Consider the following 25,072-nt stretch of genomic DNA (forward strand, 5'->3'; position numbering starts at 1 on the left):
TGTAGATCGTGGCAACGCTGCGCATCGAAACTGCTCAGGTTTTTCGACCGCTGCTGGCCGCTGCCCGCTACAAGGCAGCACATGGGGGTCGCGGATCTGGCAAATCGCATTTCTTCGCCAGCCTGATGATCGAGGACAGCCTTGCCGAGCGCGGGTTGCGTTCGGTCTGCATCCGCGAGGTCCAGAAGAGCCTAAAAGAATCCGCCAAGCGTTTGTTGGAGGACAAGCTCGCCGAATGCCGGCTTGGGGAAGCAGCAGGCTTCAGAGTCTTTCGAGAGGTCATCGAGACACCAGGCGATGGCGTCATCACGTTCCAGGGCATGCAGGACCACACAGCCGAGTCGATCAAGTCATTGGAGGGCTTTGGGAGGGCATGGGTCGAGGAGGCCCAGACGCTCTCGACCACGTCACTGGCGCTTTTGCGCCCAACCATCCGTGCGCCCGGCTCGCAGCTTTGGTTTTCCTGGAACCCTCGTCGCAAGACAGATCCGGTGGACGTCATGCTGCGGGGGCTTGAGCCTCCGACGGGAGCAAGGGTGGTCCGCGCCAACTGGTCAGACAATCCGTGGCTGCCGCCAGAGCTCGAACAAGAGCGCCTAGACTGCATAAGGACAGATCCCGACCAGTATCGTCACATCTGGGAAGGCGAATATGCGACCGTGCTCACCGGCGCCTACTACGCCGCCTCGTTGACCGCGGCCCGTCACGAAGGCCGAATTGGCAAGGTTGCCCGCGATCCCCTGCTCTCGATCAAGGCCTTCTGGGATATCGGCGTCAGAGACGCAACCGCCATTTGGATCGTTCAATACGTCGGCCGCGAGATTCGCGTGCTCGACTATTATGAGGCGATACGCCAGCCGCTGGCAGCTCATCTCGAATGGCTGCGGTCGAAGGGCTACGGCAATGCGGAGTGCTTTCTCCCGCATGACGGCTCGCACGAGGATGCGATCACCGCCATCCGTTTCGAGGACCATATCCGCTCCGCCGGATTCGATGTCACGACCGTTCCCAACCAGGGCAAGGGCGCAGCGCTCAAGCGCGTTGAAGCGGGTCGCCGGCTGTTTCCGGCATTCTGGTTCAACGAGGCAACCTGTTCGCCTGGTCTCGATGCATTGGGCTGGTATCATGAAAAGCATGACGAGGCCCGTAACATCGGTCTGGGTCCCGAACACGACTGGTCAAGTCATGGCGCAGATGCATTCGGCTTGATCTGCGTTGCGTACGAAGAGCCCCGAAAGCCACCCGTCTATCCGAAGCGCGATATGCGTTGGGTGGTCTAGCTTCAGGCCTGCTTCAAGCTTATCCCCTTGATCAACTTGCACAAATCCTCTTTGTGAGCACACTGCAAACGGTGGTTTGCAGTTTGAACACCCAGGAAACAGCAGCATGACAAGCGATCGGGTCTCCACTCAACGCCAAGGCCGATCAGGTCTTGGCATCGAGGCACAGCGCGCCGCGGTGGCCGGCTTTGCTGATGCCGAGGGCATTGCAGTCATCCAGGAATTCACTGAGGTCGAAACTGGAAAGGGCGCCGATGCCCTCGATCGCCGGCCCCAACTAGCAGCCGCCCTCGCCCAGGCGCGACAAGCAAAATGCCCGGTAGTCGTGGCCAAGCTCGATCGCCTCTCCCGAGACGTCGCCTTCATCTCTGGCCTCATGGTTCAGCGTGTTCCCTTCATCGTTGCGGAACTCGGTGCCGATGCCGATCCCTTCATGCTGCACCTTTATGCGGCACTGGCCGAGAAGGAGCGCCGGCTGATCTCGGATCGCACAAAGGCGGCCCTCGCCTCTCGCAAGACGACCGGCATGAAACTCGGCAACCCGACCAATACGGCGGAGGCCGCGGCTAAGGGCCGGAAGATATCGATTGATGAAGCTGATCGATTTGCCCAGACGGTGCTGCCAATCATCGCGTCGATTCAGCGCTCCGGTGTCACCAGTCTACGTGGTCTGGCAATCGCATTGAACAATCGCGGCGTGCGCACAGCGCGGAACGGCCGGTGGCAGGTCTCGAACGTCCGCAACGTTCTCGCACGCCAATTTGTTGCGAAACTCCTTTTATAGGCGGAAACTATCGGTGCACGACCGGTTGGCCATCAGGCGCTTCCAGCTCCCATCTGTCGGTCTCCTGACATTCGCCAGCGAGCCTTGCGCTCCAAGTCTACTATCTCTTGGGCTACCCGTTTGGCTCTAGCGTCTCGATCTGTGTCGATCCCTGGTCGCAACTCGGCGCTACGTTGGTCAAACCGTTGCGCCCCCTAGATTGACAACCGGTCTTTGTCCATCCGCAGAGTTATGATTGCGCCTTCGTCCGACCAATTGTGATGAACTGAACCGTTGAGCTGAGACGTTATGCTGCGCCGAAGAAGTTTGCTCCCGAAACCGGCAAGCTCTCCGGGCGCTACTACGGGCGGACCACCCCTCTCGGTCCACACTACTATCACTTCATTTTCCTCGATAGTGCTGGAAACGTCGAGTGTTCCGGTCGCGGCTGATAATGCGCCGTACTTCATGGAGTTGGTTGCAAGTTCATGGACGATCATCGCCAACGTGGTCGCGCCTACCTCGCCGACCGACATTCGCGGCACCGACACCCGAACGCGGCCGCTAAATGCTCCCACATCATCGTATGGTGCCAGCAGGATCGTGAGCAGATCCCCAAGCAGTGCGCCGTTCTCTTCACGTCCTGGTACCGGGCGCACCAGATCGTGGGCTCTTCCCAACGCCGCGAGCCTGCTCGTCAGTTCGTGTGCCATCTCCTCCGTGGACTTGGCTGATCGTGACGTGATCGTGGTTAGCGCCGTTGCGATACTCAACAAATTCTTGACTCTGTGGCTCATCTCTCCTGCAAGCAGTTCGTTGGCCTCTTCGGCCTGCTTGCGACCCGTGACGTCGAGAAAAACTCCAAACATCGTCCGGCCTTCGATGTTGGCATCATCTCCTTGGCCTCGGGCAGAAATCCATCGCACGGTATCTCCGACCATAATCCGGAAATCGATCTCGTAAGGACCAACTATCGCGCGAGTTGCAGCAAAGGCCGCACGGACCCTGTCCCGATCTGCAGGATGAATCTTGGCAGAGAGGTCCTCGAAAATCACGAAACGACGGAACGGCAGATCCCAAAGGCCATAACCATGCTGGTCCATTGTAAAATGATCTGTGTCAACGTTCCACGACCACAACGCTACGCCCGCTGCGTCGATGGCGAGTCGCAGGTGACTAGCGTTCCATTTTATGAATGGATGGGCATCGGAGGGCAATGGTAAGTCTTCCTTCTCCTTGCCTTGCGTACGGCGAACATTTTGTGTCAGTTCGGCCACCGAGATGACGTTGGTGCCTACCGTCTCAGGTACGTTGTCGGAAAGCCTTGTGGAAGTTGGTACACGTGTGCTCATCCGGGCCATAAGCCGGAATCAGGCGTTAAGTTCCATATGGCCGGATCATCGCCCGTCCTTGGCCTTGCCGTAGGCGTTCCGGCTGGTGTCGGGCGTATAGATGAGGCCGACTGTCTTGCCGCCGCACTTGGTCTATTTCAGCTTGGGAGTGAGGTCGTCGGCCATTGCCGGCGCGTCCCGGTCCGAACCGATCGCGGAGCTTCTCCAGCTCCAGGGGCTGGCTATGGTTGCAGGGTGCCCGATGGCAAAATGTCGTCACCGTCATCGTCGCGTCGATCAGCGATTGGAACGTCTAGCCCTTACCCATCGAGCCTAAGCGCCAATTGGAACGATTGCGCGTGAGAAGTGTTCTCATGGCGACGGGACACGTCTTTAAAGGAATTTCAAAACCATGAAGTACAAACGGCAAATAATCTCGGGGACCGCGCTTGGCTTACTGATGGCGTCCTCGCCGTTAGGCGCCGTCCCTTTGCATAGCAATGGCGTCGTCGACCCATCCATGCAGGCGACGGCACTTATCCTTGCGCAGGCCGTTTGCCAGGAGGGGGAAAGCGCCGAGGCGTGTGCCGCTCGCCAGGCCAACGAGGCGCCAGCCTCCGAGCAGCCGGCACCACAAGCAGAACCTGCTCCCGCGCCTGAGGCCGCTCCTGCCCCCGCGGAAGAGGCCCCTGCAGAAGCTGCACCAACGGCCGAGCCTACCCCCAGTCCGACTGACCAGGCCCCAGCCGAGCCCGCTCCTCAGTCCTCAGATCAACCTAAAGCCCCTGCAGCCGAGCAGCCTGCTGCCACGCCTCCGGCCGCGACCGAGCCGGCTCCGCAGCCTCAAGCTCAACCCGAAGCGCCTGCTGCAACCGAGCAGCCTGTAACCACGCCTCCGGCCGCGACCGAGCCGACTGCACCTCGCACCGAGGCTCCGGCAACGGGGGCTCCGGCTGCAACTGAGCAGCCTGCGAAAGCGGGTCAAGCGCCCGCCGATGCGAATGCGGCACCTGCGAACCCCGACGCAGCCCCTGTTTTGGATAGTCAGAAGGAATCTGCCCCTGCCAATGGCCCAGCACCTGCAGCGACGGAAGAGCCGACGGCCCAACCGGCAGATGCTGGCCCTCCTCCCACGTCGGACGCTGCAGCGACCGAGGCCGCCCAGCCTAAGGAGGTTCAGTCCGTCAAGTCAGAAAAAGGCTCGCGGCGCGACCGCTCGCCCGATGAAGAGGACGTGCGAAAGCGCGAGCGTCCGGAGGGAACCGACGTGGTCCGAGAGATTGGCGACCGGATCATTATCCAGTTCGGCGGCCATGTTACGGTCGAAAGCAACGACCGGCCGCGCATGACTCGCGGCGCCAAGGAGGTCTTCTATGAAGACCTTCCCCGTGGTCGTACCCGCGAGACGATCGTGCGCGAGAACGGCAACCAAATTATCACCGTGCGGGACCGCTATGGCAATGTCATCCGGCGCTCACGCATCACTCCGGATGGCCGCGAGTACGTGATGGTCTATGTTGACGATCAATACTACAACCGCGACAACAGCTGGCGGGATCCGGGGCTCGATCTGGCCCCAATCCGGCTCACGATTCCGGTGAACGAATATATCCTGGATGCGGCCGACGTTGACGATCCGGAACGATACTACACCTTCCTGGACCAGCCGCCGGTCGAACGCATCCAGCGACTGTACTCGGTTGATGAAGTGAAGCGCTCGGCCCGTGTTCGTGACATTGTCCGCCGCGTGGATCTCGATACGCTGACTTTCGAGACCGGCTCAGCTGATATACCTGAAAGTGAATTGGGAAAGCTGAAGGGTCTCGCCGGGGCGATGGAAAAACTATTGGGCGAGAATCCGGCCGAAACCTTTCTGATCGAAGGTCATACCGACGCTGTCGGCTCGGACGAAGACAATCTCGCGCTATCGGACAGGCGCGCCGAATCCGTCGCATCCGCCCTTACCAACAGCTTTGCTATTCCGCCGGAAAACTTGGTGACCCAAGGTTACGGCGAGCAATTTCTGAAGATCAAGACCGAAGAAGCTACTCGTGAGAATCGGCGCGTTGGCGTCCGCCGCATCACGCCACTCGTGGCACCTGTAGCAAGCGCCAACTAACGCGATTACAGCCCGGCGATTGGTCATCAATCGCCGGCTGTAAGAAGTCCCGATCTCACCTGCTCCGGCAAAGAGAGCAAAGCTTGTGCGTGCCCGTGTCGACGCGCATCCTGTGAGCCGCCTTTTAAGGGAGCGTCGCAGCAGTGGCCTACACGGTGATTTGGTACGGGAGACAGGGCATCGTTAAAAAGTCGCCCTTCGATGCCGAGAAGGCCGCGAGAGATCACGCTCTGGCGACCTTTCCTGTTCGAAAGCAGGATGACGGTATCGTAGCGGTGGAAGTCCGCAAAGACGACGGCACGGTCGTATTCAGTCGAGCCTAGTTGGGGCCTTTGCGAGAGTCAGGCCCGCTGCCGGGAAAGCAGCGGGCCCATCAAGGCTTGGCCGGAAAGGGGTATGGGCACAAGGGCATCCGGCCAGCATTTTCAACGAGTGAGGCAAATTTTTGTTCCGCCCAGCGGACTGAGTCTCCATGCATATTTTCAGCGCGTGTTCGGGCTTCGGCGGGATCTGCTTTAGTCTCGCTTGAAAGTCGGTTTCCAGTTGCGGTTCCGCTCACGTTGCTGGCCGGCGTAGTCGGGAATGCATGTGAAGAACGCCGGCCCCCGGTCGCGCCGGCGGCCTTGCATGTCGAGCAGCCAAAGAGCCCGACCAAATCCTGATGCATCGAGCCGTGATCGGGGCCGAGCTTTTCGATCAGCGCCCCAAGATCGAGCTTTGTCGATTTGCAGCACATCGGATGCCCGGAATTGACGTACACGGTTCCGCGGGCGGCCAGGGTGTCGGCGAGTGTCTTTTGGGGCATGGCGATCTCCGTTGATTGGGGTCGCCGCAACGAAGGACTACATTCCTGATATCGGTCGCGCTGGCAAGCACATCATCCACCGCTACTGCTGGGGGCTGCGTGGTGGCACCTGATCGAGGAGTGTGATCTCATCGGTCGCTGCTGGCAGTTCGCCCTTTGGCGTCAGCTTGTCGACTGCCTCGGGCAAATCTTTCGTGATCCTGGCGATCAGTTCATCGCGCGACAGACCAGTCTGCATCGAAAGAGCAGTGAGGGTGTCATCGTCTATTGCCGTCTCCACGTCCTTCGGTTCGATCGGCTCGTTGGGTCCGGTACTAACCCACGAATCTACCTTCGACCCCACTCCTGCGTTTCTGAAGCGGTCGAGGATGTCCCCAAGCGCTGTCCCGGACACACCCTTGGACAGCTGATCCATGAGCCCGCCTTGCGGGTTGTTTGGATCGCGATTTCCTGCCCCGCGGATCAAGTCTCCGATCCTGTCGCGATTCTGGTAAGCCAGAAGACCAAGCACTGCGACAGCCAGTTTTCCCAGATTTGCCATTGGTTCCTCCCTTAGGTCACAGGGAGAAGATTTCGTGCTCGCAAAGGTTCCACCCGTTCGACCCGGTCGGCGCTAGCCCGCGTCTTCCCGAAAATCCTGTAGCGAGGTGTGGCGAAGGTCTTCCTCGCCCCGTAGGTGTTTTACACGGCCAATCAGCCCCGGCCTGACCCATTGCGTCGCCGGCCGCCTCATGCCCTTCGGCGGTGGCCCTGCATGCTCCTGGACCCGTTTCCAGAGGCGTTCCCGCATTTCCCGATTCAGGGTGATGAACGCCGATCCGACATAGCGACCTGTGCCGCGCTCGGCCATCAGGGCAAACGCAGGCTTGCCCGCCTCGCGCTCGACGCCTAGCAGTTCGTATTCGTCGATGCTGTAGCATTTCGTCTTCAGCCAATTCGTCGACTGCCCGCTTCGGTATTTGCTGTCTTTGCGCTTCGAAACCATGCCCTCGAGGCCGGCCTGCTCGACGAGATGGAAAATCGCCTTCGCATCGCCCGACAACGCCTGGCTGAACTGGATGCGCTCACCTTCCGGGATCGTCTCGGCCAGGATCTCGCGACGGTCTTCTAGCGGCATATCGCGCAGATCATGACCGTTGAGGTGCAGCAGATCGAAAGCGACGAAGTACAGATCATGTTGGCGCCTAGTGATGGCCTTGCGCAGTGCTGCGAAGTCGGAGATCCCCGCCTCGTTGGTGACGATGATCTCGCCGTCGATGATGGCGCTCTCAACCTCCAACTCGCCGGCCGCCTTGGCGAGGTCGCGATACTTCGATCTCCAGTCTAGGCCGCGGCGGGTGAAGATGCGCACGCCGCCGGCATCCCTGACGATCTGGGAGCGGTAGCCGTCGAATTTCACCTCATGCAGCCAGCCATCGCCCTCGGGTGGCTTATCCACCAGGGTTGGCATCAACGGCTCAATAAACTCCAACCGGCCGGAGTCGGCGCCTGCCCGCCTACGCATGGAACCGAGTCTAGGTCGCCGGCTTATATTAGCCAGAGTGAACATAACGAGATTCTGAAAGGAGGAATACGAACACGCCCATGAAAATGGATGATGGGCCTGCCCGCGTTTCGGTCGTGTATTTTGGCGGTCAGTGGATCGTCCAAATCGTTGAGCAAGGACAACTCAGCAAGCGTGAATTCGAGATCGAACAAGATGCCAAGAATTGCGCTGCGGATCACCGAACACGCCTGAGACTTCCCGCCGATCCTCCTGCAGACGGCGGAGGCTGAGGAAGGTTTAGCTAAGGCTTAGGCTCGGAAGGCGGCGCGCTCGGGTCTGAGCAATCAGGGTTCGACCATTCCTCACACGGAGAGGGTCGATCGCCAACGCCGCCATATCGTTCCACAAGTTTTGCGAATCCGTAGGCGAAGGCGGAAAGAAGCGCCAGGACAACCTGAGGAGCCAGCCCTTTGGTTTTACCAATTAGAGTCGACGCGTATAATCGGGTTATGCCGACAAAATCCCCTCTGTGTCGGCTAGGCCCGGCGGCCGAACACCGCACCCCGACCTCCTCGACCGCCGGACCGCTGGGTGTGCCTTACGCCTTTTCCGTTGGTTAGGATCTTGTGCTAACTTCAAACCAGTTTGCACTGGAGCTGCCGACGAATGCCGCGGATCAGCCTAGACCACCGCTTGGCGACCCGTGCCGATATGCCGGCGCTGGCTGAATTGATGAATGCAGCCATCGGCGAGCTTCAGAAGCCGTTCCTCACGGAAACGCAGATCGCTTCGAGCCGAGCGATCATGGGGCTCGATACGCAACTCATTGATGATGGAACATATTTCATTGTCGAGCAAAATGGCGTCTTGGCCGGTTGCGGCGGATGGAGTCGGCGCGAAACCCTCTACGGCGGCGACCGTTCACCCGGGCGCGATGCAGCGCTGCTTGACCCGACAAGAGACGCTGCGCGCGTGCGTGCCATGTATACGCATCCCACCTTCATCCGCCGAGGCGTGGGTCGTCTAATCCTCAAGCTGTGCGAGGATGCCGCCCGCGGCGAGGGCTTCACAAGAGTCGAGCTTATGGCAACGATGGCCGGTGAGCCGCTCTATCGGGCCTGCGGCTTTGAGGCGGTTGAAGAAGTCGTCGACAACAGAGGTGGAGCGGGTGTGCCACTGTTGCGGATGAGGAAGACGTTGTGAATGATCGGGCGGGCTCGCACTCAAGGAAGCAGCCCCATTCCTATGTCGGCCTAGGCTGGGCCAGCCAGCAACCCTATCGCTCAACGGAAAGCCCGCCGCCTACTGGGAGCGCAGGCGACGGGCTTTGGTCTTCGCGGGTTTTAGCGGCTCGATTATGGCAAGGGGCATCAAGATAGGCGATGAGGTCGCTATCACCGCGACAGTGCGGCGACGCGTGACCGAAGACAGGGTAAGCGTCTCCATTCCGTCCTACGGCTTCCCGCACTCGATAGTGGACAGGACATCTACACTGAAGAAGGGCCAGCCGATCGAACTGACCGGCGATGTCCTTCGCGTCGACGAGAAGACAGTGACGTTGAACCTGTCCCCGCCGGTGACGGTGGACATTTCGACCGTCAGGCTGGTGACGAGCTATGTGGCTCCGCAGAGAAAGAAACCGCTGGTCGACAAACCGACCTGACACGCAACAGGCCTTCCGCCATGAGGGGTTATGGCGGAAGGCCTGTTGCTTGGACGGTCGATAGAATGCACCGCCTGTAGCTAAAATTCAGGAAGCGCGAGAAAGTTCCCGTTGGCGCAAGGCCATCGCGAAAACATTAGCCACTTGAAATGCGAAGGAGAAAAAGCCCGCTGCCTGGGGGGGTGGGCTGTTGGGGTTGGCAGCGGGCTCCGTTGCAAGGCAACGTCGAGACCATGAGCCGGCGCTAATGCGGAATACCTTAACGGAACCCGGACAATTTTACCGATCGGCTGGCCGTCTGGGGATAAGCCAGAAATGGCTCGCTGCCGGGGAAGGCAGCGAGCCTATCGTCCAGCCGAAGCAGATTTATTCGATGATCTGCACGATCTTGCGCGTATCCGGGTCAACGAGGACTGCATGGTCTCCGACGACCGTATACTTGTACTTGACGTCCGGGACATCGATCGCGTGAAGCTCGACCGTGTCCGGCAGAGCCGTGCCGACGTTGAGTTCGACACCGAGCAGGCTGACGGATGCGAGCTTCTGTTTGTGGATGTATTCACGGACAACCGTCTGCTGTTCAGGCTTGAGAACGACGATATCGTCGGCAACAGCTGCACCGATTCCAGCGAATAGCGCAAGACCGGCGGCGATGGTGATAAGATACTTTTTCATGATTGATAGACCTTTCAGTGTTCAAGGGCCGCTTCTTAGCAATTATGTATTCGCTGCCCACAACAGAACTATTACGGATATCGATTGTTCCACAAATCTACTTTTTATTCTTGACCCCGCGCCCTCATGGCTAATCAATGCCGTTAGCATATGCCGCTGGCCCGATGGTCCGTCGAACATACCCCAGCGGCGGTCGGTGTGCCCCTGTGAAACATGGCCGGCTGGCTAATCACGTGAGCCAGAAACCAGCGAAAAGAACCGTCAAGATAAGCGAGGCGGGCACAGCAAGAAGCCACCGAGCTTCCATAACGCTGGTGTTGCGATCATCCATTGCCTTCGCTCCTTGTTAGCCGACTTTACTGATCAGAACGGCGCCCAGGTGCGATCGTTCCGCCTGTGGGCTACGGTCCTGAGAGGCATCCGACTGAGGTCTTAATCTGAAAGGCAGAGGACTGAGGGAGGCAACCAACGCCTTACCAATACATTGGTGTCGGGCTGCCGAGCGTGAGTCCCTTCGTCGGCGGCGAACCCAGGATGCCCGCTGCTGTTCCCCCTGCAGCGGGCACCCTGCATTCCAGCGTAAATTTGGATCCGGCTGAGCTCGCAATCGGCCGGCAATGGGAGGCTCGCCGGGCGCGTCGGGCTCGGGCTCGGGCTCGGGCTCGGGCTCGGGCTCGGGCTCGGGCTCGGGCTCGGGCTCGGGCTCGGGCTCGGGCTCGGGCTCGGGCTCGGGCTCGGGCTCGGGCTCGGGCTCGGGCTATGAAAGAGTGGCCGGATTCGGCCTCCTATGCCTCATCCAATTTGAGGATGGCGGCACCAAACACCCCTGTTTTCCAAGTTGGCAGCGATGAAACCCGGCCTATAACCTCGCCGGCCGGCAAACCTACCCCGTTTTCCGGCTAGGCCCGGCGGTCGAACCCCAGCCACACCCGCCCCCCGGCTGCCGGGCCGTTGGACAAGCGAGCTCGGCTAGAATCCAGGCGTCGCCTGATCTCCTCCAGCCCAGCTACGCCCTCGTTGAATAGCGTCCAAATCCGCTCAGCAAGACGGTCGCGCGCTTCGCGGTCGCCAGAGATACCCATCTCCTTAGCGTATTCGTCCGAGAGCTTTCCGAGCGCAGCCAGTTGTTCGGGGTCGGCGACGCCCCATTGAGCCCTAATCATCTCGCATTTCCTCCCGTTGAGTGGGCGAAAGCGTGATCGACTCTTTCAAGCGTCCGTAGCCAATTAGATCGGACGACAACGCAACCCTTACACCGTTTACAAACCAGCGCTATTCAAAATGACGTACCCATGAAGCTGGCGAGCGGCACTAGGTTCCTTCTTCCCTAAAATCCTGCAGCGAGGCGTGGCGAAGGTCTTCCTCGCCCCGTAGGTGCTTCACACGGCCAATCAGCCCCGGCCTGACCCATTGCGTCGCCGGCCGCCTCATGCCCTTCGGCGGTGGCCCTGCGTGTTCCCGAACGCGCTCCCAGAGCCGTTCCCGCATTTCCCGATTCAGGGTGATGAACGCCGATCCGACATAGCGACCTGTGCCGCGCTCGGTCTCAGGGCAAACGCAGGCTTGCCCGCCTCGCGCTCGACGCCTAGCAGTTCGTATTCGTCGATGCTGTAGCATTTCGCCTTCAGCCAATTCGTCGACGGGCCGCTTCGGTATTTGCTGTCCTTCCGCTTTGAAACCATCCCCTCCAGCCCGGCCTGCTCGACCAGATGGAAGATCGCCTTCGCATTGCCATGCAGAGCTTGGCTGAATTGGATGCACCCGCCTTCGGGATCATCTCGGCCAAGATCTCGCGACGGTCCTCCGGCGGCATGTCGCGCAGGTCGTGGCCGTTCAGATGCAGGAGATCGAAGGCGACGAAGTACAGATCATGTTGGCGCCGCGTGATGGCCTTGCGCAGCGCTGCGAAGTCGGAAACCCCCGCTTCGTTGGTGACGATGATCTCGCCGTCGACGATGGCGTGTTGGACGTTCAATTCTTTAGCTGCATCAACCAAGTCTCAATATTTTGCCGACCAATCCAGACCACGACGAGTGAAGATGCGAACGTCCGCGTCATCGATGATGATCTGTGAGCGGTAGCCGTCGAATTTGACTTCGTGAATCCAGCCTTCGCCCTCGGGAGGCTTCTCGACGAGCGTCGGCATCAGCGGCTCGATGAACTCCAACCGGTCCCCGCTGGCACACTTACGCATGGAATGCCCGGCAACATCGAATTTGATTCAATATCGCAGAGCTGTTTCCGTTCCGTTAGCGGTCGCTAAAAGTCCTGCCGGCCATCTGCAACCAGTTTTGAGTTTTCGCGTTACGAGCCTCTATGAAAACTGCCGTTCGTCGGCGCAAACACGAGGCATCAGAATGAGTGAATTCCTGCCGCTGAAGGTCAAATTCGCCGATGGAAAAAGCATGATCGTCGGGTGCCTAACGGACGTGGAACTTGCCCTCGAGGGCCAGTGGAGAAATCCTGAAGCGCACGCCTATAGGGAAGCACTTCGACTCGTAAAAGCCGCGAAAAACGGTGAGTGCAGACCTACCGTCGCCTTCGCCGCGTTCGTCACTGCAGCCGGGCAGCAGCGGCTACTCCAGACCACAAGTCCTAGCGCAGCTCTTGGCATTTTCGACATCATGGCGGCATCGATCAAGCAGTGACCGATCATATCCGGCATCCACGCGTCATGGAGGGGATCGCAGGCCGGCCCTAGCCTACCAGCCTGTGACGGAGCTAAGTGCGGCATCCGCAGATGACTATTCGACATCAGATTTAACGCGAAAGCCCGCCCCCCCTCTATCGGAGCGCGGGCCAAGCGCGAGCAGCGCCTGCCCAAGCACAGCACTTTCCAAGGGAGATCACCGGCGGCCCTGCTTGGATTTATTAGCTCGGCTGCGGGAACAAAGCCCTCAGGTGCTTGTTAGGCTCACAGCACAAATGTGTGCCCAACAAGGATCCTCTCCATGAAAACCCGCCTACTTGTGGCCTCCCTGGCCACGGCTACAGCCATGACCTTTGCACTGCCCGCCTTCGCCGCCGACAGTGCGCAAGACTTTGTCGACAAGGCCGCCGTCGGGGGCATGTTCGAAGTGGATTCGAGCAAGATCGCCGAAGACAAAGCCCAGGATAAGGGCGTCAAGGATTTCGCTCAGAAGATGATCGACGATCATGGCGCGGCCAACGCCAAGCTCGAGACGATCGCCGGCGAGCAGAAGCTGAAGCTGCCCACGGAGCTGGATGCCAAGCACAAGACCGATCTTGACACCCTTCAAAATAGCAAGGACCCGGTCGACGGATCCTATGTGCAGATGCAGCGCGATGCGCATTCCGATGCGGTCAAGTTGTTCGAAAGCTACGCCAAGGACGGTGACAACGCGCAGCTGAAGACGTTCGCCCAGGAGACCGTCCCGACGCTCAAGATGCACCAGGAAATGATCGAGAAGATCGCGACGACCATGGGCACCCAGCCGTCAGCGACGAGTTCCGAGACGCCGACGACCACGGTCGGTGACACACCCGATGCGACCCCTCCGCTCTCCGGCGCAAACAGCTTCACCGAGGACCAGGCCAAGAGCCGAATCCAGGATGCCGGTTTCTCGGATGTGTCGAAGCTGGCCAAGGACGATGAAGGCATCTGGCGCGGCCAGGCGAACAAGGACGGCAAGAACACCAGCGTGGCGCTGGACTACAAGGGCAACGTCGTTGCCGGCACCAACTGAACAGAGATCGAGGAGATCAAAAACATGAAAACCGTAACCGGATTATTCGACAATTACGATGACGCTTCCAATGCAGTCGGCGAATTGGAGGCCAGCGGCGTCCCGCGTTCCGCTATCAGCATCGTCGCCAGCAATTCGACCGATTGGTACGACGACGACAACTCCAAGGCCGCGGAAGATGCAGCTGACGGCGCCGGCGTGGGTGCGGTCATCGGCGGTGCCGGTGGACTGCTGACCGGGCTCGGCATCATGGCCATTCCGGGCGTCGGTCCGGTTGTGGCCGCCGGATGGCTGGCCGCCACAGCCGTCGGCGCCCTGGGCGGCGCGGTCGTGGGCGGGGCTGCCGGCGGGATTGTCGGAGCCCTTACGGATTCCGGCGTCCCGGAACAGGATGCCCATGTCTATGCGGAGGGCGTGCGCCGCGGCGGGACCTTGGTGACGGCCAAGGTCGACGAAGCGCTCGCCGGCGATGCCGAGCGGATCCTCGGGCAGACCACGTCGGTCAACCTGCAAGACCGTCGCAGTGCCTACGAAGCCGGCGGCTGGACCGGATTCGACGCCGATGCCGACACCTACACCCCAGGTGAGGTCGAGCGCGACAGAGCCCGCAACGCCAGTCGCCTTTGATCGCGAGCCCCGTCGCCGCAAGGCGGCGGGGCTTCGTGGCGTCCTGGCCACCAAAACCACGCATTTCCCAACGGCTCCAAGGAACAACTCATGGCCAAGTCTTCAAGCCGCGTCAGCGATCAAGCTGTCATCCACGATCAGAAACTGGTTCGAGGCGAAGGGGGCGAGTTGCACCAAATTGCGCATGGCTCCGTTCCACCGCTCACAACAGCCCAAGGCGGGCCAGTCTCGGATGATCAGAACTCTCTGAAGATCGGTTCGCGCGGGCCGACGGTCCTTGAAGACTTTCATTTCCGCGAGAAGATTTTCCACTTCGACCATGAGCGGATCCCCGAGCGCGTCGTGCATGCACGCGGCTACGGCGCGCATGGCTATTTCGAGACCTACGAGTCGCTCGCCAAATACACTCGCGCCGACATCTTCCAGCGCGCCGGCGAGAAGACGCCGGCCTTCGTGCGGTTTTCGACGGTCGCCGGCAGCAAAGGTTCGGTCGATCTGGCGCGCGACGTGCGGGGGTTCGCGGTCAAGCTCTACACACAGGAAGGCAACTGGGACATCGTCGGCAACAACATCCCAGTGTTCTTCATCCAGGACGCGATCAAGTTTCCCGATCTAGTCCATTCCGTCAAGGAAGAGCCCGATCGTGCCTTCCCGCAGGCGCAATCGGCGCATGACAATTTCTGGGATTTCATTTCGCTGACGCCCGAGTCCATGCACATGATCATGTGGGTGATGTCCGACCGGGCAATCCCGCGCTCCTTCCGCTTCATGGAGGGTTTCGGCGTCCACACCTTCCGGATGGTCAATGCCAAGGACGAATCCACCTTCGTCAAGTTCCACTGGAAGCCGAAGCTTGGGCTTCAATCGGTGGCGTGGAACGAAGCGGTGAAGATCAACGGTGCCGATCCGGACTTCCATCGACGCGATCTTTGGGACTCGATCCAGGCCGGCAACTTTCCGGAGTGGGAGCTGCAACTGCAATTGTTCGATCAGGACTTTGCCGACAGCTTCGATTTCGACGTGCTCGACGCCACCAAACTGATTCCGGAAGAACTCCTGGCGCCGATCCCGGTCGGCCGCCTGGTGCTCGACCGCATGCCCGACAATTTCTTCGCCGAGACCGAACAGGTCGCGTTCATGACCCAGAATGTTCCGCCCGGCATCGATTTCTCCAACGACCCACTGCTGCAAGGGCGGAATTTTTCCTACCTCGACACGCAATTGAAGCGATTGGGCGGTCCGAACTTCACCCATATCTCGATCAACGCTCCTAAGTGCCCGTTCCACCACTTCCAGCAGGACGGCCATATGGCGATGCGCAATCCGGTGGGCAGGGTGAACTACCAGCCGAATTCGTTCGGCGACGGCCCAAGGGAATCGCCGCAGCGTGGCTTCCGCTCGTTTGCGGAAACCGAAGAGGGGCCGAAACAACGCATCCGCGCCGAGAGTTTCGCCGATCATTACAGCCAGGCGCGGCAGTTCTACATCAGCCAGACGCCGCCGGAGCAAGGCCACATCGCGGCCGCGCTGACCTTCGAACTCAGCAAGGTGAAGACAGCGGCCATCCGCGAGCGGATGGTGTCTCACCTCCTCAACATCGATGAAGGCTTGGCAAACAGGGTCGGCGACGGGCTGGGGCTGAAGGCGATGCCGAAACCTGCCGATGCTACCACTGCAACGCGGCAGGATCTTGCCGCAGCGCCCTCACTCAGCATCCTGGCAAACGGTCCCGATCGTTTCGAGGGACGCAAGCTCGGGATCCTCATTACCGACGGCACCGATGCGGCGCTGCTCAAGGCGCTGACGGGGGCGTTGGCGAAGGCCGGCGCCAGTTTCGAAATCATCGCCCCGAAGGTTGGCGGGGCAAAGGCGAGCGACGGCAGCCTGATCGAGGCGCAACAGATGATCGGAGGAGGCCCCTCCGTCCTTTACGATGCAGTGGCGTTGCTGCCGTCCCAGGCGGCAATCGCCGACCTGACCAAGGAAGCGACGGCGCGCGATTTCGTCGCCGACGCCTTCGCGCACTGCAAGTTCATCGGCTATGTCGAGGCCGCAATGCCCTTGCTGGAAAAGGCAGGCATTGCCGACACTCTCGACGACGGATGCGTTGCACTCTCCGGGCCCAAGGATGTTGCCAGTTTCCTGAACGTGCTCGGTGCGCTGCGCCTATGGGCACGCGAGCCCAAGGTGAAGATGTCATAGCCAGCGCGGCAACCTTCGGCGGCGGAACCGCACGCATGTGCGCCCGTCGTCCGGAGTGGGAGCACGCAATGACGAAAGAGTTCGAAATGAACGATGACACGGTGCAAAAGCAAGGACGCCAACCGCTGCAGCAGCCTGCAGAAAATACGAACCGGCGGAGGGTCAGGGGCAAGGCCTTGCGGGTCAACGAAAACAGCGTCGAAGACCGCGACCCTTCCGCTTTGCCGGCGTCGCCGGACCAGCGCTCCGGCGACCTACTCAAACCGCACAAGGTAGAGGGCAAGGCTCTGCGGGTGAACGAAAACAGCGTGGACGACCAAGAACCTGCCCGCTTACCAGTGCCTCCACACAGGGAATGATCGCGTGGGTCGTCGCTGCCGTTCGACGGCGACGACGCTAGCGCATCAGCCCTGCCGTTCGCAGGGCATCCTCGATGATCTTGGTGATGCCGGCGGCCGAGCCACGCGCATGGAGGGGCTGCGGTTCCGGAGTGGGATCGACATGGACCGCTCGTGGTTTGTCCGTCGGTCTGTAAGCCTCCAACGCGTCGCGTGACGCGGGGTCGGCTTTCGCCTCGCGCCGTATGCCTGGCTTCGCAAGGCCCCAGAAGCGGGCGATATGGCGCGTCGAGGAAATCCCGACATCCAGCATGAATGGCCCTGCCCTGCCCAAGCCATCGTCGCCGGACGTCTGGAGTGGCGTGCCATGGCCCATGCCGGCGACCGTATATTTCTCGATCAGGTCCCGGCCACTGGTGTCGCACCAGACCTGCCGTGCTTGACCATCGACCTCTTCCGTGCGTGTCGGGGCCTTGCCGACGCCATGCACCCCTTGCCATTGCGAGAGGATCGCGTCGGCATTCGAGGGCACAACTGTGTTGTCGGCTGAACCCTGCCAGACCGAAATTCTCGGCCAAGGACCGTTGTGTGGAGAGGCCTCGTTCAAGAGCCGCTGGAGATCGGCTTTGGATGGGCCACCGTGGCCCCGCATACGGTCGAAGGCTTCGGGAATGGTCGAGGCGCTGCCGTAGGCAAGCCCTGCAATGATCGCCCCGCCGGCGAACACCTCCGGGTAAGCCGCCAGCATCACTGTTGCCATGGCACCACCTGCGGAAAGACCGGTGATGAAAATACGCTTGCGATCAAGACCCTGTGCGACGACCGCCGCCTCAACCATCTGACGGATGGAACACGCCTCGCCGCTGTCGCGCCGGATATCCCCAGGCACGAACCAGTTGAAGCAAAGGTTAGCATTGTTGGGGCGTTGTTGCTCGGGGAACATCAACGCGAAACCAAGCTCATCGGCGAGTTGCGACCAGCCTGAGTGATCGTTGTAAGCATTCGCGTTCTGGGTGCAGCCGTGCAGCACGACAACAAGAGGCGCGCCTTTCGGCAGGTTTTTCGGACAATAGTATTTTGACTTCAAAGCCCCCGGATTTGAGCCGAAACCCGCTAGAGGAAGGAGATGGTCTGGCGCGCCGTGCTCGATGGTTTCAGTGAAGCGTTGTGCTCTCAGCGCAGCAAGCCGCGCGATCGTGTCGGAGATTTTTCGCAAAAGGAGCGTCCTTGGTTGTGACGTCCGAAATTGGACGGCAGCAGGTGCAACGCGATTGCCACAGTATCGTTGCTGCACTGCACAAAAATTGAAACGGGGAGGCGCGACCACAAACCAGGCGAGCCGAATCCCGCTCGATTTCCGGAAAGCAAAAAGCCCGTCCTGTGGAATGAGGAACGGGCTTTCTGGCTTCGCCCAAGCAGGGAGCTACGCAACAACTAACCTTCGGCGTCGACCGAGGTCCTGCGAACGTCAGCCGGCGCGAAAGATGGCTTCCTCATCGTCGCGCTGCCTGCCTCCAAGTAGTGCGGCAACGCTCGAGATGAAAGCGCCAATCACCATCGACAACGCCCCGACCAGCGCGAAGGTAGCGGTAGCCTTCCTGGCTGTGTCGGCCGCCTGCTTTGCCTTGATCTTTGTATCCTTCACTTTGGCGATCATGGTATCGACACGTACCTTGGCATCGGCTTCTGAAAGCCCGGTGCGCGCGGCCACAAGTTGCGTCAGATAGGCACTGTCGTCAGCCGTGACTTCGCCGCCGTTCGCCGCACTGGCGAGCAGGATGCGCGAAGCCTGCGCCGTTGCCGCCGCATCGCTCTCGGGATTGGCCGCCGCAAGCTTGGTCAGGTCGGCAGGGCGAAACAGGGCATCAACGTAGTAGGACGTGCTGTCGAATGCTCCACCGCCCTTGGTCGCGGCACCGGCCGAAGCCCCGGTCGCGGCCCCTGCGGCAACGGTCGATACTGCCTGCACTCCAGAACTCAAGGCTGCTGAAAGCGCCGAACCGAGAACGCCCGCGACAAGAAGAGTGGCGAGCGCCCAGGCTAGGAAACCGTGGGCCGTGTCGCGGAAGTAAGTTTCATCGGTGTGAACCCCCACCCATTTGGTGCGGAGTCGACCGGTGAGATATCCTCCCACGCCGGATGAAAGCCATTGCACGACCACCAGCCAGACGGCGGTAGACACCGCAAATGTCGTGGCCGACGCACCGGCGCCGGACCACGGCGAGACCATGCTGAGACCAAGCCCGGAGCCCAGCAACATCAGAATGAATGTAAGCGTCGAAGCCGCGAACGCACCCGCAATGATTGGCTCCCAGCTCACTGCTGAAGATGAGGATTCTGTTGGTGCAGAGTCCTCGGCAGTCAAATGTGTTGCCTGCATGTCAGCCCCCTACCGCGCAAACAGCATGATGAGAATGATGATCGGAATTGGAATACCGAGCAGCCAGAGCAAGATACCGCGTCCCATAGAAAATCTCCTGTGTGTTAGTAGTGACTGACTAACAATGTGGCTGGAGGTGTTCTGTTCCGTTGGCTTCGAGCACCGCCTCCAGGGGCCCTGACCAGTGAGGTTCGTGCCGTAGCGAACGCAACGTGTAGGGCGGCAGCAGATTTGTGGAAGTCGCTGCAACCAGAATTCAAACCGTGCATTTCAGTGGATGCTACTAAACGATCCAACCATGTGCTGTTTCTGCTGCGGAGCCCGCGATCACGGCTACGAGAATTGTCCGCGGTCGAGGCTAGGCAGACTGCAGCGGCCAGAGACGTCCACGTCAGAGCCTGCCGATCCGGTTCAGGGGAAACTGGATGATTTCAGGCGCCAGCAGCGAGGTTCGCTGTGAACCGATTCCTGTTTCTCATCGCTGATTTTCTCGCACGCCCTCCCGGGTTTTATTTCGTTCTGGCGGCCATGGTCCTTTGCACCTTGCTTGTACCGTTCGGGCTGACCAACGTCGTCACCTATGCCTTGTCGGTCGCTGCTATCATCATAACCGGCGTGGTTCTGATCCAAGGCTATCGCGACACCTCGGCCATCCACGCCAAGCTCGACGAGATCATTGTTGCGCTTGATGAGACAAGGAACGACGTCGTTGGCCTGGAACACGGCCAACCGCACGAAATCGACGAGAAGCTCGCTGAAATTGAGGCCGAGGCGAAGGCAGGCTAGGGGGTCTAGCGGGGAGGTGCGACGTATGCCGGTTGTCCTCCGCCGAATCGATCGATGCGCGCCTTGTCCGCATCGAATGCGCCGTGACGGGCGAACAGCTGCGCGGGGAGAGCAGAGCTGCCCGCAATGCCGCGCTCGACCTTCTTGACGAAGCAGAAGACAAATCCTCGAAGAAGCACCGCTGAGCCACCCGTCAGCTTCCGTTGGGGTAATTTGGTTCGACCGGCTGGCTGCCTTCGCCTTGAGCGGGACACTTCTCTCGGTCGCTTGCTCGAATGGAATGCTGAACCGGGAGACGCGTCTGCGACGCGAAGAGAGAACGCTTCGCCACATGTGGTCGCGGCTAAAGCTGCGACTCGACAGGAAGGTGGCGGACCAAGGCCGCTAGAGCCCGGCGAAATATTCCAGCTTCTGGTTCATGCGTATAGTCCTGAACCTTGCCCTCGTCGCATCCATGCCAGTGCAAAACATTATTTTTTAGTTCCAGCCGATAGCTGGCTTCGGGTGATATCTCTGTTTGAAAAAACTGCCGCAATTCGCCGACCAATTGCTCATCCTCAAAGAGCACTCCCATTTCCGAGTTCAAAGACACTGACCTTGGATCAAAATTGAACGAGCCTACGAAACCGGTCGAATCGTCAACGGTGAAAGCCTTTGTATGCAGACTGGCACCCTTCGAGCCGAACACCGAGATTACCGGCTGGCGACGGAATGGCTGGAGCTCGAAAAGTCTGACGCCATTCCTCAGCAATCGCTTGCGATAGTTTGCATAAGCGCCATGCACCGCGGCGACGTCTGTAGCGGCCAAGGAATTGGTCAAAACCGAAACTTCAACCCCGTTGCTGACGAGGTCTAACAGGATCGCGGACCCCCTTTTGCCTGGGATGAAATAGGGCGATGCAATTTCCAGACGGGTTCGCGCCGATTGGATGATGGGACGCAACTCTTTCATAAGCCAGCTGCGACGTCTCCAACCGCGCACCTTCTCTGGAGGATCGGAAATCACCCGAACTCGCTCTACCCAGTGCACGTCGTTGCTGGCCGCTATGAACTCGGCGATAGACCCTCTGTCACCGATCCCGTTCAAAAGCTTTGACTCGGTCTCGAGATCGCTTCCTGCAAACAAATCGGAATGGTCGTTATCAGCGACGGAACCAAGTGATTCAATTGGTTTTGCGTCCTCGCAAGCCCAGAATGCCTCAAATATTTCGGCGGTTTGCTGCACGGCAGGACCGAGGAGCAGCACATCGAGGTCGCGGAAATTGGTTTCCGCTGCGTCGAAATAGGCATCGCCAACGTTCCGCCCGCCGACGATGGCGATGTTGTCGTCAGCGATCCAAGCCTTGTTGTGCATCCTCCGGGTCAACGCAAAAAGTCGCAACAGAACTTCCACTCCGCGAAAAATGCTGCGTTGCCTGATGCCGCTCGGATTGAAGAGCTTCAATTCGATGTTTGGATGATTGCTCAGCGCTCGATATGCTGAATCGCTTTTGCGCGGATTGACGTCGTCAAGGAGCATACGGACCCGCACGCCGCGCTCAGCGGCCCGAATAACTTCCTGCAGAAGCAAGCGGCCCGTGTGATCATCGTGCCAAAGGTAGTACATGAGGTCGAGGGTTCGAACCGAACTTCTTGTCGCCAGGACGCGCACGGCGAAGGCGTCATAATTGTCCGCAACGAGCAGCAAGCCGCTCTTCCCTGCTTTGATGTGGTCGTCCGCAATTCGCGAAACGGATACGTCCATAAATTGACTACCTTTGGCGGTGATCGAAGCCGGCCTTGCTCAAATTCATAGCAAGAACCTTTCAGGGGTAATCCGGTTGCATATGCAGCTGTATAAATCCCCTGTAGGTTCAAGCGTGCCTTGATCGGCAGATGATCCGATGCGATCCGAGATAGTGGTGTACAGTGCACTTCTAGGCTGGAGATCAGATGGGGCGGTCTGGCGAGAATTCGATCCAGCGCAAGCAAGGGAGAGCCACGGTCGATGGTGGCTCATCGATGGTGAAGATTATAGCGGAGCGCCGGTCGGCGAATTACAGCCCTGGGACGAGCATGGGGCATCCTCAGTCATGAGCGGGGTGGCCGACCGCGATCCAGCTGTCGCATTACCGGAGTCACCATTACGCCGTGCATAACAATTGAACTCAGAACAGCGAAGCAGACAGTCACCCAAAGGATTGTCGCACCCTCAAATTCAGCCTGCCCGAGTGCAAATGCGAGGTAGTAAAACGATCCGAGGCCGCGGATTCCAAAAAAAGCAATCGCGGCTTTCTCCTGTGATGACGCCGGAAATCCAATTAGCCCAATCCACCCTGAGAGCGGTCGCACCACGAACAGCACTAGGGCAGTAGTGACGATCACTTGCCAGCTCAAGGCGCCAAAAATCGACCCTTCCGCGATGGCTGCCCCAAAGCAAACCAGCAGGACCATCATCAGCAACCGCTCAATCTGCTCAGCGAAGGCGTGCAAGTTCTCGTGGTACTCGTGCTGCCGCTCGACAGACCGTAGCGCCACGGCCGCGACGAACACTGCAAGGAAGCCATAGCCGTGAATGATCTCGGTCGAGCCGTATGCAAGGCAGGTGATACCGAGCGCAACAAAACCGTCTCTCGTCTCTGACAACCCCGACCGTTTCGGCAGGCGAAACGTTAGGTAGCCCATGACTTTTCCGCCCAGCCATCCAATGCCGACGCCTGCGGCAACCTTCCAGAGAACATCGACGACGAGCCAGTGTGTGAAGAAAGGCTCGCCGGACGCGCCTGACAGGGCAATTGCGATGGCCAGATAGACAAACGGAAAGGCCGCTCCATCATTGAGGCCGGCCTCGGAGGTAAGGGCAAAACGCACCTCGTCCTCCTTGCCGGATTGAGGTGGACCACCTGTATGTCACTTGCCAGAACAGGGTCAGTTGGTGCGAGAACAGCGCCAAGCAAAAGTGCGGCGCCAATGCCAAGTCCGAGAATTGACCAGCCGAGAAATGCAATTCCTGCGATCGTCAGAGGCATGGCGATGCTGAGAAGGCGCCAAGAAGACTCCCAACCCCGCCAACTCATTGGCCGGTCCAGCTTCAGGCCAGCCCCCATGAGGGCGACGATGACAACGAACTCTGTGAGACGCTCGGTTAGTATCCGGTTCTCAAGCGGATTCACCCCTACGAGCGGAGAGAATGGTGACCAAACCAAAAGAACCCCGATCCCGATGCAAATCATTGGCAACGAAAGCGGAAGCTTCCTAAGAAGCATGGGTAGCCAGGCTGTAAGGAGCACGATTGCTCCAAAAACTGCCAAGAGGAGGGCATAGGAAGGCATGTGGGTTTAGGCCGTTGAACGCATGCTCGAAAGACCCTCAAGACCTTTTGACCGTCGGAAACTTGCAGACATCCGTTGGTTTTTCAAAGGTCGACCTTGGCGTTGTCACCCACATCAGGCTTGGCTCCGGTGACAGCAGCGAACACCATCTTTGCGGTCGCGACTATCAGCCCCGGGCTGTCCCACAATTCGCCTTCGTCTGGGGTGACTGTTATTAGACGGATTTCCGGATCGTTGGCGTCCTTCCACCAAGCCTTGTCAGTCTTCTCCCAGAGTTCTGCAATTTTTTCTCTGTCATTTGTGACCGTAGCCGGACCAGAGATCGTGACATATTTGTAGTGGCTGCTGTCGCTCCAGGCCAATGTCACTTTGGGATATTTCGCAATTTGCTCGTTCTTAGCGCTGTCATCATTGACGAGGAAATAGATCGCACCTTCGTCACGGTCTACGCGCGCAGAGAGCGGCCGAGCGCGATTGTATTCGCCGTCCCACGTCACAAACATGCAGATGTCGATATTTGTGGCGAGCTCCCAGATACGGTCTGTGGCCTCGGCTGATGTAAGATCTGTCCTTTGCTCTTTACGCTTGGCCATAAGGTTCCTCCAGCGAGTGAATTGCGCTTGTACAACTCGCGTGGGGTTCCGACGTTCCAACTGCTTTCCAGCGCCCGATTTGCCGAAGGTCTTCTTCCGGCATACGTCGACCGAGATAGTAGCGACAATACGATTGGAACCAGCCGCGCGGATCGTCCGGATGTAGCCAGCCTTTAGCGCGCCATACCGAAAGCGGCTGGCTGGCATTCACGCCGAAATAGTTGAGCGCGGGATCGCTCTTGCCACAGGCGAGCTTCGCGCCCTCAAACCAGTCAGCCGGGAATTCATTTTTAGTGTCGCTCATGTACTTGCCGCCGAACACGCCGAGCCGCAACATCTCTTTCGGGGTCAGTTCCGGCCTGAACTCCGGATCGAAATCGCGGCCTGTCCGAGCGACCAGCTCGTAGCGATAGCCCCGCTGCATGCGGTCGTTAACCTGGATGATGGGGGGCCGCTTGCCCATCTCGCAACCGGCCTTGCTATTCCGGATTGAGCGTGGCGATTGCGCGGTTCAGAACCGTTGCGAAACTGACCCAGGCTAGGTAGGGCCAGAGAAGCAGGCTCGCCGGGCGGTCAATCTGCCAGAAGGCGAAAGCGGTGAGCACGATCCCGCACCAGAGAGCGACGATTACCAGCAGTCCCCCCTTCGGGCTCTCGCCTGCGAAAAAGGCAAAGGACCAGCCCGCATTCAATATGATCTGCAATAGAAACAGAGTGATCGCCGTAGCGGTCCACGGGCCGGGGGTTGGAGTGAGGATGCGGAAGAAGGAATAGGCCATCATCGCGTAGAGCAGCGACCAGACTGGCCCGAATACCGCGTTGGGCGGGTTGAACCAAGGCTTAGCTAGCCCAGCGTACCAGGTGCCAATCTTCGGCATAGTCGCGAGGTTTCCAAGGATCGCGGCTAGGGCGACTGGAACGATCGCAATGACGGTTGCTGGAAGAGTGTTCATACGCATGCTCCAGGGATAGGCGGCCGCAAAAAGGTTGCGGCCGCCTCGCCGTG

General features: G+C 59.6%; 24 protein-coding genes and 3 pseudogenes. 13 read left to right on the forward strand and 14 right to left on the reverse strand.

Features of this window, described 5'->3' with window-relative positions; translation table 11 throughout:
- Nucleotides 1-8: 8 nt before the first annotated feature.
- Both A6B35_RS27095 and A6B35_RS27100 read left to right on the forward strand, forming a co-directional pair.
- A complete protein-coding gene (locus A6B35_RS27095) occupies nt 9-1,280 on the forward strand; it encodes a PBSX family phage terminase large subunit (protein ID WP_006203616.1) in 1,272 nt (423 codons plus the stop codon).
- A gap of 106 nt (nt 1,281-1,386) precedes the next feature.
- A complete protein-coding gene (locus A6B35_RS27100; RefSeq protein WP_040583147.1) occupies nt 1,387-2,064 on the forward strand; it encodes a recombinase family protein in 678 nt (225 codons plus the stop codon).
- A gap of 194 nt (nt 2,065-2,258) precedes the next feature.
- Here A6B35_RS27100 and A6B35_RS27105 read toward each other — a convergent pair whose 3' ends face one another.
- Nucleotides 2,259-3,260, reverse strand: a complete 1,002-nt coding sequence (locus A6B35_RS27105) for a sensor histidine kinase (RefSeq protein WP_006203620.1) — start codon at nt 3,258-3,260, stop codon at nt 2,259-2,261.
- Between the two features lie 1,348 nt (nt 3,261-4,608).
- Between A6B35_RS27105 and A6B35_RS37395 the strand changes: the two genes are divergently transcribed.
- Nucleotides 4,609-5,493 carry an OmpA family protein gene (locus tag A6B35_RS37395; RefSeq protein WP_341872628.1) on the forward strand — a complete coding sequence of 295 codons (885 nt, stop codon included), beginning with the start codon at nt 4,609-4,611 and terminating at the stop codon, nt 5,491-5,493.
- Between the two features lie 373 nt (nt 5,494-5,866).
- On the opposite strand, the gene A6B35_RS35750 is transcribed toward A6B35_RS37395, so the two are convergent.
- The 3 genes from A6B35_RS35750 to A6B35_RS27125 all read right to left on the reverse strand — a co-directional run bounded on the left by A6B35_RS35750 (nt 5,867) and on the right by A6B35_RS27125 (nt 7,748).
- Complete coding sequence (locus A6B35_RS35750) at nt 5,867-6,298, reverse strand: hypothetical protein (RefSeq protein ID WP_139032229.1); 432 nt, start codon at nt 6,296-6,298, stop codon at nt 5,867-5,869.
- Nucleotides 6,299-6,380: 82 nt separating this feature from the next.
- Entirely contained in the window at nt 6,381-6,839 is a 459-nt protein-coding gene (locus A6B35_RS27120; RefSeq protein WP_006203625.1) for a YidB family protein, read from the reverse strand.
- Nucleotides 6,840-6,911: 72 nt separating this feature from the next.
- Entirely contained in the window at nt 6,912-7,748 is an 837-nt protein-coding gene (locus A6B35_RS27125) for an ATP-dependent DNA ligase (protein WP_006203626.1), read from the reverse strand.
- Between the two features lie 134 nt (nt 7,749-7,882).
- Between A6B35_RS27125 and A6B35_RS35755 the strand changes: the two genes are divergently transcribed.
- The 3 genes from A6B35_RS35755 to A6B35_RS27135 all read left to right on the forward strand — a co-directional run bounded on the left by A6B35_RS35755 (nt 7,883) and on the right by A6B35_RS27135 (nt 9,447).
- Entirely contained in the window at nt 7,883-8,074 is a 192-nt protein-coding gene (locus tag A6B35_RS35755; RefSeq protein WP_006203627.1) for a hypothetical protein, read from the forward strand.
- Nucleotides 8,075-8,450: 376 nt separating this feature from the next.
- Nucleotides 8,451-8,987 carry a GNAT family N-acetyltransferase gene (locus A6B35_RS27130; RefSeq protein ID WP_006203628.1) on the forward strand — a complete coding sequence of 179 codons (537 nt, stop codon included), beginning with the start codon at nt 8,451-8,453 and terminating at the stop codon, nt 8,985-8,987.
- A 154-nt stretch (nt 8,988-9,141) separates the two neighbouring features.
- A complete protein-coding gene (locus A6B35_RS27135; RefSeq protein ID WP_040583168.1) occupies nt 9,142-9,447 on the forward strand; it encodes a hypothetical protein in 306 nt (101 codons plus the stop codon).
- Nucleotides 9,448-9,813: 366 nt separating this feature from the next.
- Here the strand turns inward: A6B35_RS27135 and A6B35_RS27140 are convergent, their stop codons facing one another.
- A complete protein-coding gene (locus tag A6B35_RS27140) occupies nt 9,814-10,122 on the reverse strand; it encodes a DUF1236 domain-containing protein (protein ID WP_006203631.1) in 309 nt (102 codons plus the stop codon).
- Between the two features lie 1,311 nt (nt 10,123-11,433).
- Nucleotides 11,434-12,316 (reverse strand): annotated as a pseudogene (locus A6B35_RS27150) (ATP-dependent DNA ligase).
- 163 nt (nt 12,317-12,479) lie between these two features.
- Between A6B35_RS27150 and A6B35_RS27155 the strand changes: the two are divergent.
- From A6B35_RS27155 to A6B35_RS27175, 5 genes are all read left to right on the forward strand, one after another.
- Nucleotides 12,480-12,770: a DUF982 domain-containing protein gene (locus A6B35_RS27155; RefSeq protein ID WP_006203633.1), complete on the forward strand. Its 291-nt coding sequence runs from the start codon at nt 12,480-12,482 to the stop codon at nt 12,768-12,770.
- 303 nt (nt 12,771-13,073) lie between these two features.
- Nucleotides 13,074-13,829 (forward strand): DUF4142 domain-containing protein, encoded by a 756-nt coding sequence (locus tag A6B35_RS27160; RefSeq protein ID WP_006203634.1) that lies wholly within the window; start codon nt 13,074-13,076, stop codon nt 13,827-13,829.
- 24 nt (nt 13,830-13,853) lie between these two features.
- Entirely contained in the window at nt 13,854-14,456 is a 603-nt protein-coding gene (locus A6B35_RS27165) for a hypothetical protein (protein ID WP_006203636.1), read from the forward strand.
- 90 nt (nt 14,457-14,546) lie between these two features.
- Complete coding sequence (katE, locus tag A6B35_RS27170) at nt 14,547-16,658, forward strand: catalase (protein ID WP_006203641.1); 2,112 nt, start codon at nt 14,547-14,549, stop codon at nt 16,656-16,658.
- Between the two features lie 68 nt (nt 16,659-16,726).
- On the forward strand, nt 16,727-17,017 hold the full coding sequence (locus A6B35_RS27175) for a hypothetical protein (protein WP_006203642.1): 291 nt from the start codon (nt 16,727-16,729) through the stop codon (nt 17,015-17,017).
- Nucleotides 17,018-17,054: 37 nt separating this feature from the next.
- Here the strand turns inward: A6B35_RS27175 and A6B35_RS27180 are convergent, their stop codons facing one another.
- Both A6B35_RS27180 and A6B35_RS27185 read right to left on the reverse strand, forming a co-directional pair.
- Nucleotides 17,055-18,212, reverse strand: a complete 1,158-nt coding sequence (locus A6B35_RS27180) for an extracellular catalytic domain type 1 short-chain-length polyhydroxyalkanoate depolymerase (RefSeq protein ID WP_006203643.1) — start codon at nt 18,210-18,212, stop codon at nt 17,055-17,057.
- A 252-nt stretch (nt 18,213-18,464) separates the two neighbouring features.
- Entirely contained in the window at nt 18,465-19,376 is a 912-nt protein-coding gene (locus A6B35_RS27185; RefSeq protein WP_040583152.1) for a hypothetical protein, read from the reverse strand.
- Between the two features lie 456 nt (nt 19,377-19,832).
- Between A6B35_RS27185 and A6B35_RS27190 the strand changes: the two genes are divergently transcribed.
- Nucleotides 19,833-20,162 (forward strand): low affinity iron permease family protein, encoded by a 330-nt coding sequence (locus A6B35_RS27190; RefSeq protein WP_006203646.1) that lies wholly within the window; start codon nt 19,833-19,835, stop codon nt 20,160-20,162.
- A gap of 32 nt (nt 20,163-20,194) precedes the next feature.
- Nucleotides 20,195-20,347: a hypothetical protein gene (locus A6B35_RS35765; RefSeq protein WP_006203648.1), complete on the forward strand. Its 153-nt coding sequence runs from the start codon at nt 20,195-20,197 to the stop codon at nt 20,345-20,347.
- Between the two features lie 158 nt (nt 20,348-20,505).
- On the opposite strand, the gene A6B35_RS27195 is transcribed toward A6B35_RS35765, so the two are convergent.
- The 6 genes and pseudogenes from A6B35_RS27195 to A6B35_RS27215 all read right to left on the reverse strand — a co-directional run bounded on the left by A6B35_RS27195 (nt 20,506) and on the right by A6B35_RS27215 (nt 25,019).
- The gene (locus A6B35_RS27195) at nt 20,506-21,906 is read right to left on the reverse strand and encodes a phospholipase D family protein (RefSeq protein ID WP_006203649.1); all 1,401 of its coding nucleotides are present in this window, start codon (nt 21,904-21,906) and stop codon (nt 20,506-20,508) included.
- A gap of 101 nt (nt 21,907-22,007) precedes the next feature.
- Nucleotides 22,008-22,136, reverse strand: a pseudogene (locus tag A6B35_RS36770) (endonuclease/exonuclease/phosphatase family protein); the annotation flags it as partial.
- 96 nt (nt 22,137-22,232) lie between these two features.
- Nucleotides 22,233-23,473, reverse strand: a pseudogene (locus A6B35_RS37575) (cation:proton antiporter).
- Nucleotides 23,474-23,556: 83 nt separating this feature from the next.
- A complete protein-coding gene (locus A6B35_RS27205) occupies nt 23,557-24,066 on the reverse strand; it encodes a pyridoxamine 5'-phosphate oxidase family protein (RefSeq protein ID WP_006203652.1) in 510 nt (169 codons plus the stop codon).
- Nucleotides 24,053-24,529 carry a hypothetical protein gene (locus A6B35_RS27210; protein ID WP_006203653.1) on the reverse strand — a complete coding sequence of 159 codons (477 nt, stop codon included), beginning with the start codon at nt 24,527-24,529 and terminating at the stop codon, nt 24,053-24,055. The genes A6B35_RS27205 and A6B35_RS27210 overlap by 14 nt, the downstream gene beginning before the upstream one ends.
- A 16-nt stretch (nt 24,530-24,545) precedes the next feature.
- Nucleotides 24,546-25,019 (reverse strand): TspO/MBR family protein, encoded by a 474-nt coding sequence (locus tag A6B35_RS27215; protein ID WP_006203655.1) that lies wholly within the window; start codon nt 25,017-25,019, stop codon nt 24,546-24,548.
- Nucleotides 25,020-25,072: the final 53 nt, after the last annotated feature.

This window comes from Mesorhizobium amorphae CCNWGS0123 (genome assembly GCF_001686985.1).
Taxonomy (GTDB): domain Bacteria; phylum Pseudomonadota; class Alphaproteobacteria; order Rhizobiales; family Rhizobiaceae; genus Mesorhizobium; species Mesorhizobium amorphae.

Coding starts and splice junctions, on each gene's coding strand:
- A6B35_RS27100 (WP_040583147.1), top strand. CDS start 1,387: ATGACAAGCGATCGGGTCTCCACTCAACGCCAAGGCCGATCAGGTCTT.
- A6B35_RS35750 (WP_139032229.1), bottom strand. CDS start 6,298: ATGCCCCAAAAGACACTCGCCGACACCCTGGCCGCCCGCGGAACCGTG.
- A6B35_RS27120 (WP_006203625.1), bottom strand. CDS start 6,839: ATGGCAAATCTGGGAAAACTGGCTGTCGCAGTGCTTGGTCTTCTGGCT.
- A6B35_RS27125 (WP_006203626.1), bottom strand. CDS start 7,748: ATGCCAACCCTGGTGGATAAGCCACCCGAGGGCGATGGCTGGCTGCAT.
- A6B35_RS35755 (WP_006203627.1), top strand. CDS start 7,883: ATGAAAATGGATGATGGGCCTGCCCGCGTTTCGGTCGTGTATTTTGGC.
- A6B35_RS27130 (WP_006203628.1), top strand. CDS start 8,451: ATGCCGCGGATCAGCCTAGACCACCGCTTGGCGACCCGTGCCGATATG.
- A6B35_RS27135 (WP_040583168.1), top strand. CDS start 9,142: ATGGCAAGGGGCATCAAGATAGGCGATGAGGTCGCTATCACCGCGACA.
- A6B35_RS27140 (WP_006203631.1), bottom strand. CDS start 10,122: ATGAAAAAGTATCTTATCACCATCGCCGCCGGTCTTGCGCTATTCGCT.
- A6B35_RS27155 (WP_006203633.1), top strand. CDS start 12,480: ATGAGTGAATTCCTGCCGCTGAAGGTCAAATTCGCCGATGGAAAAAGC.
- A6B35_RS27160 (WP_006203634.1), top strand. CDS start 13,074: ATGAAAACCCGCCTACTTGTGGCCTCCCTGGCCACGGCTACAGCCATG.
- A6B35_RS27165 (WP_006203636.1), top strand. CDS start 13,854: ATGAAAACCGTAACCGGATTATTCGACAATTACGATGACGCTTCCAAT.
- katE (WP_006203641.1), top strand. CDS start 14,547: ATGGCCAAGTCTTCAAGCCGCGTCAGCGATCAAGCTGTCATCCACGAT.
- A6B35_RS27175 (WP_006203642.1), top strand. CDS start 16,727: ATGACGAAAGAGTTCGAAATGAACGATGACACGGTGCAAAAGCAAGGA.
- A6B35_RS27185 (WP_040583152.1), bottom strand. CDS start 19,376: ATGCAGGCAACACATTTGACTGCCGAGGACTCTGCACCAACAGAATCC.
- A6B35_RS27195 (WP_006203649.1), bottom strand. CDS start 21,906: ATGGACGTATCCGTTTCGCGAATTGCGGACGACCACATCAAAGCAGGG.
- A6B35_RS27205 (WP_006203652.1), bottom strand. CDS start 24,066: ATGGCCAAGCGTAAAGAGCAAAGGACAGATCTTACATCAGCCGAGGCC.
- A6B35_RS27210 (WP_006203653.1), bottom strand. CDS start 24,529: ATGGGCAAGCGGCCCCCCATCATCCAGGTTAACGACCGCATGCAGCGG.
- A6B35_RS27215 (WP_006203655.1), bottom strand. CDS start 25,019: ATGAACACTCTTCCAGCAACCGTCATTGCGATCGTTCCAGTCGCCCTA.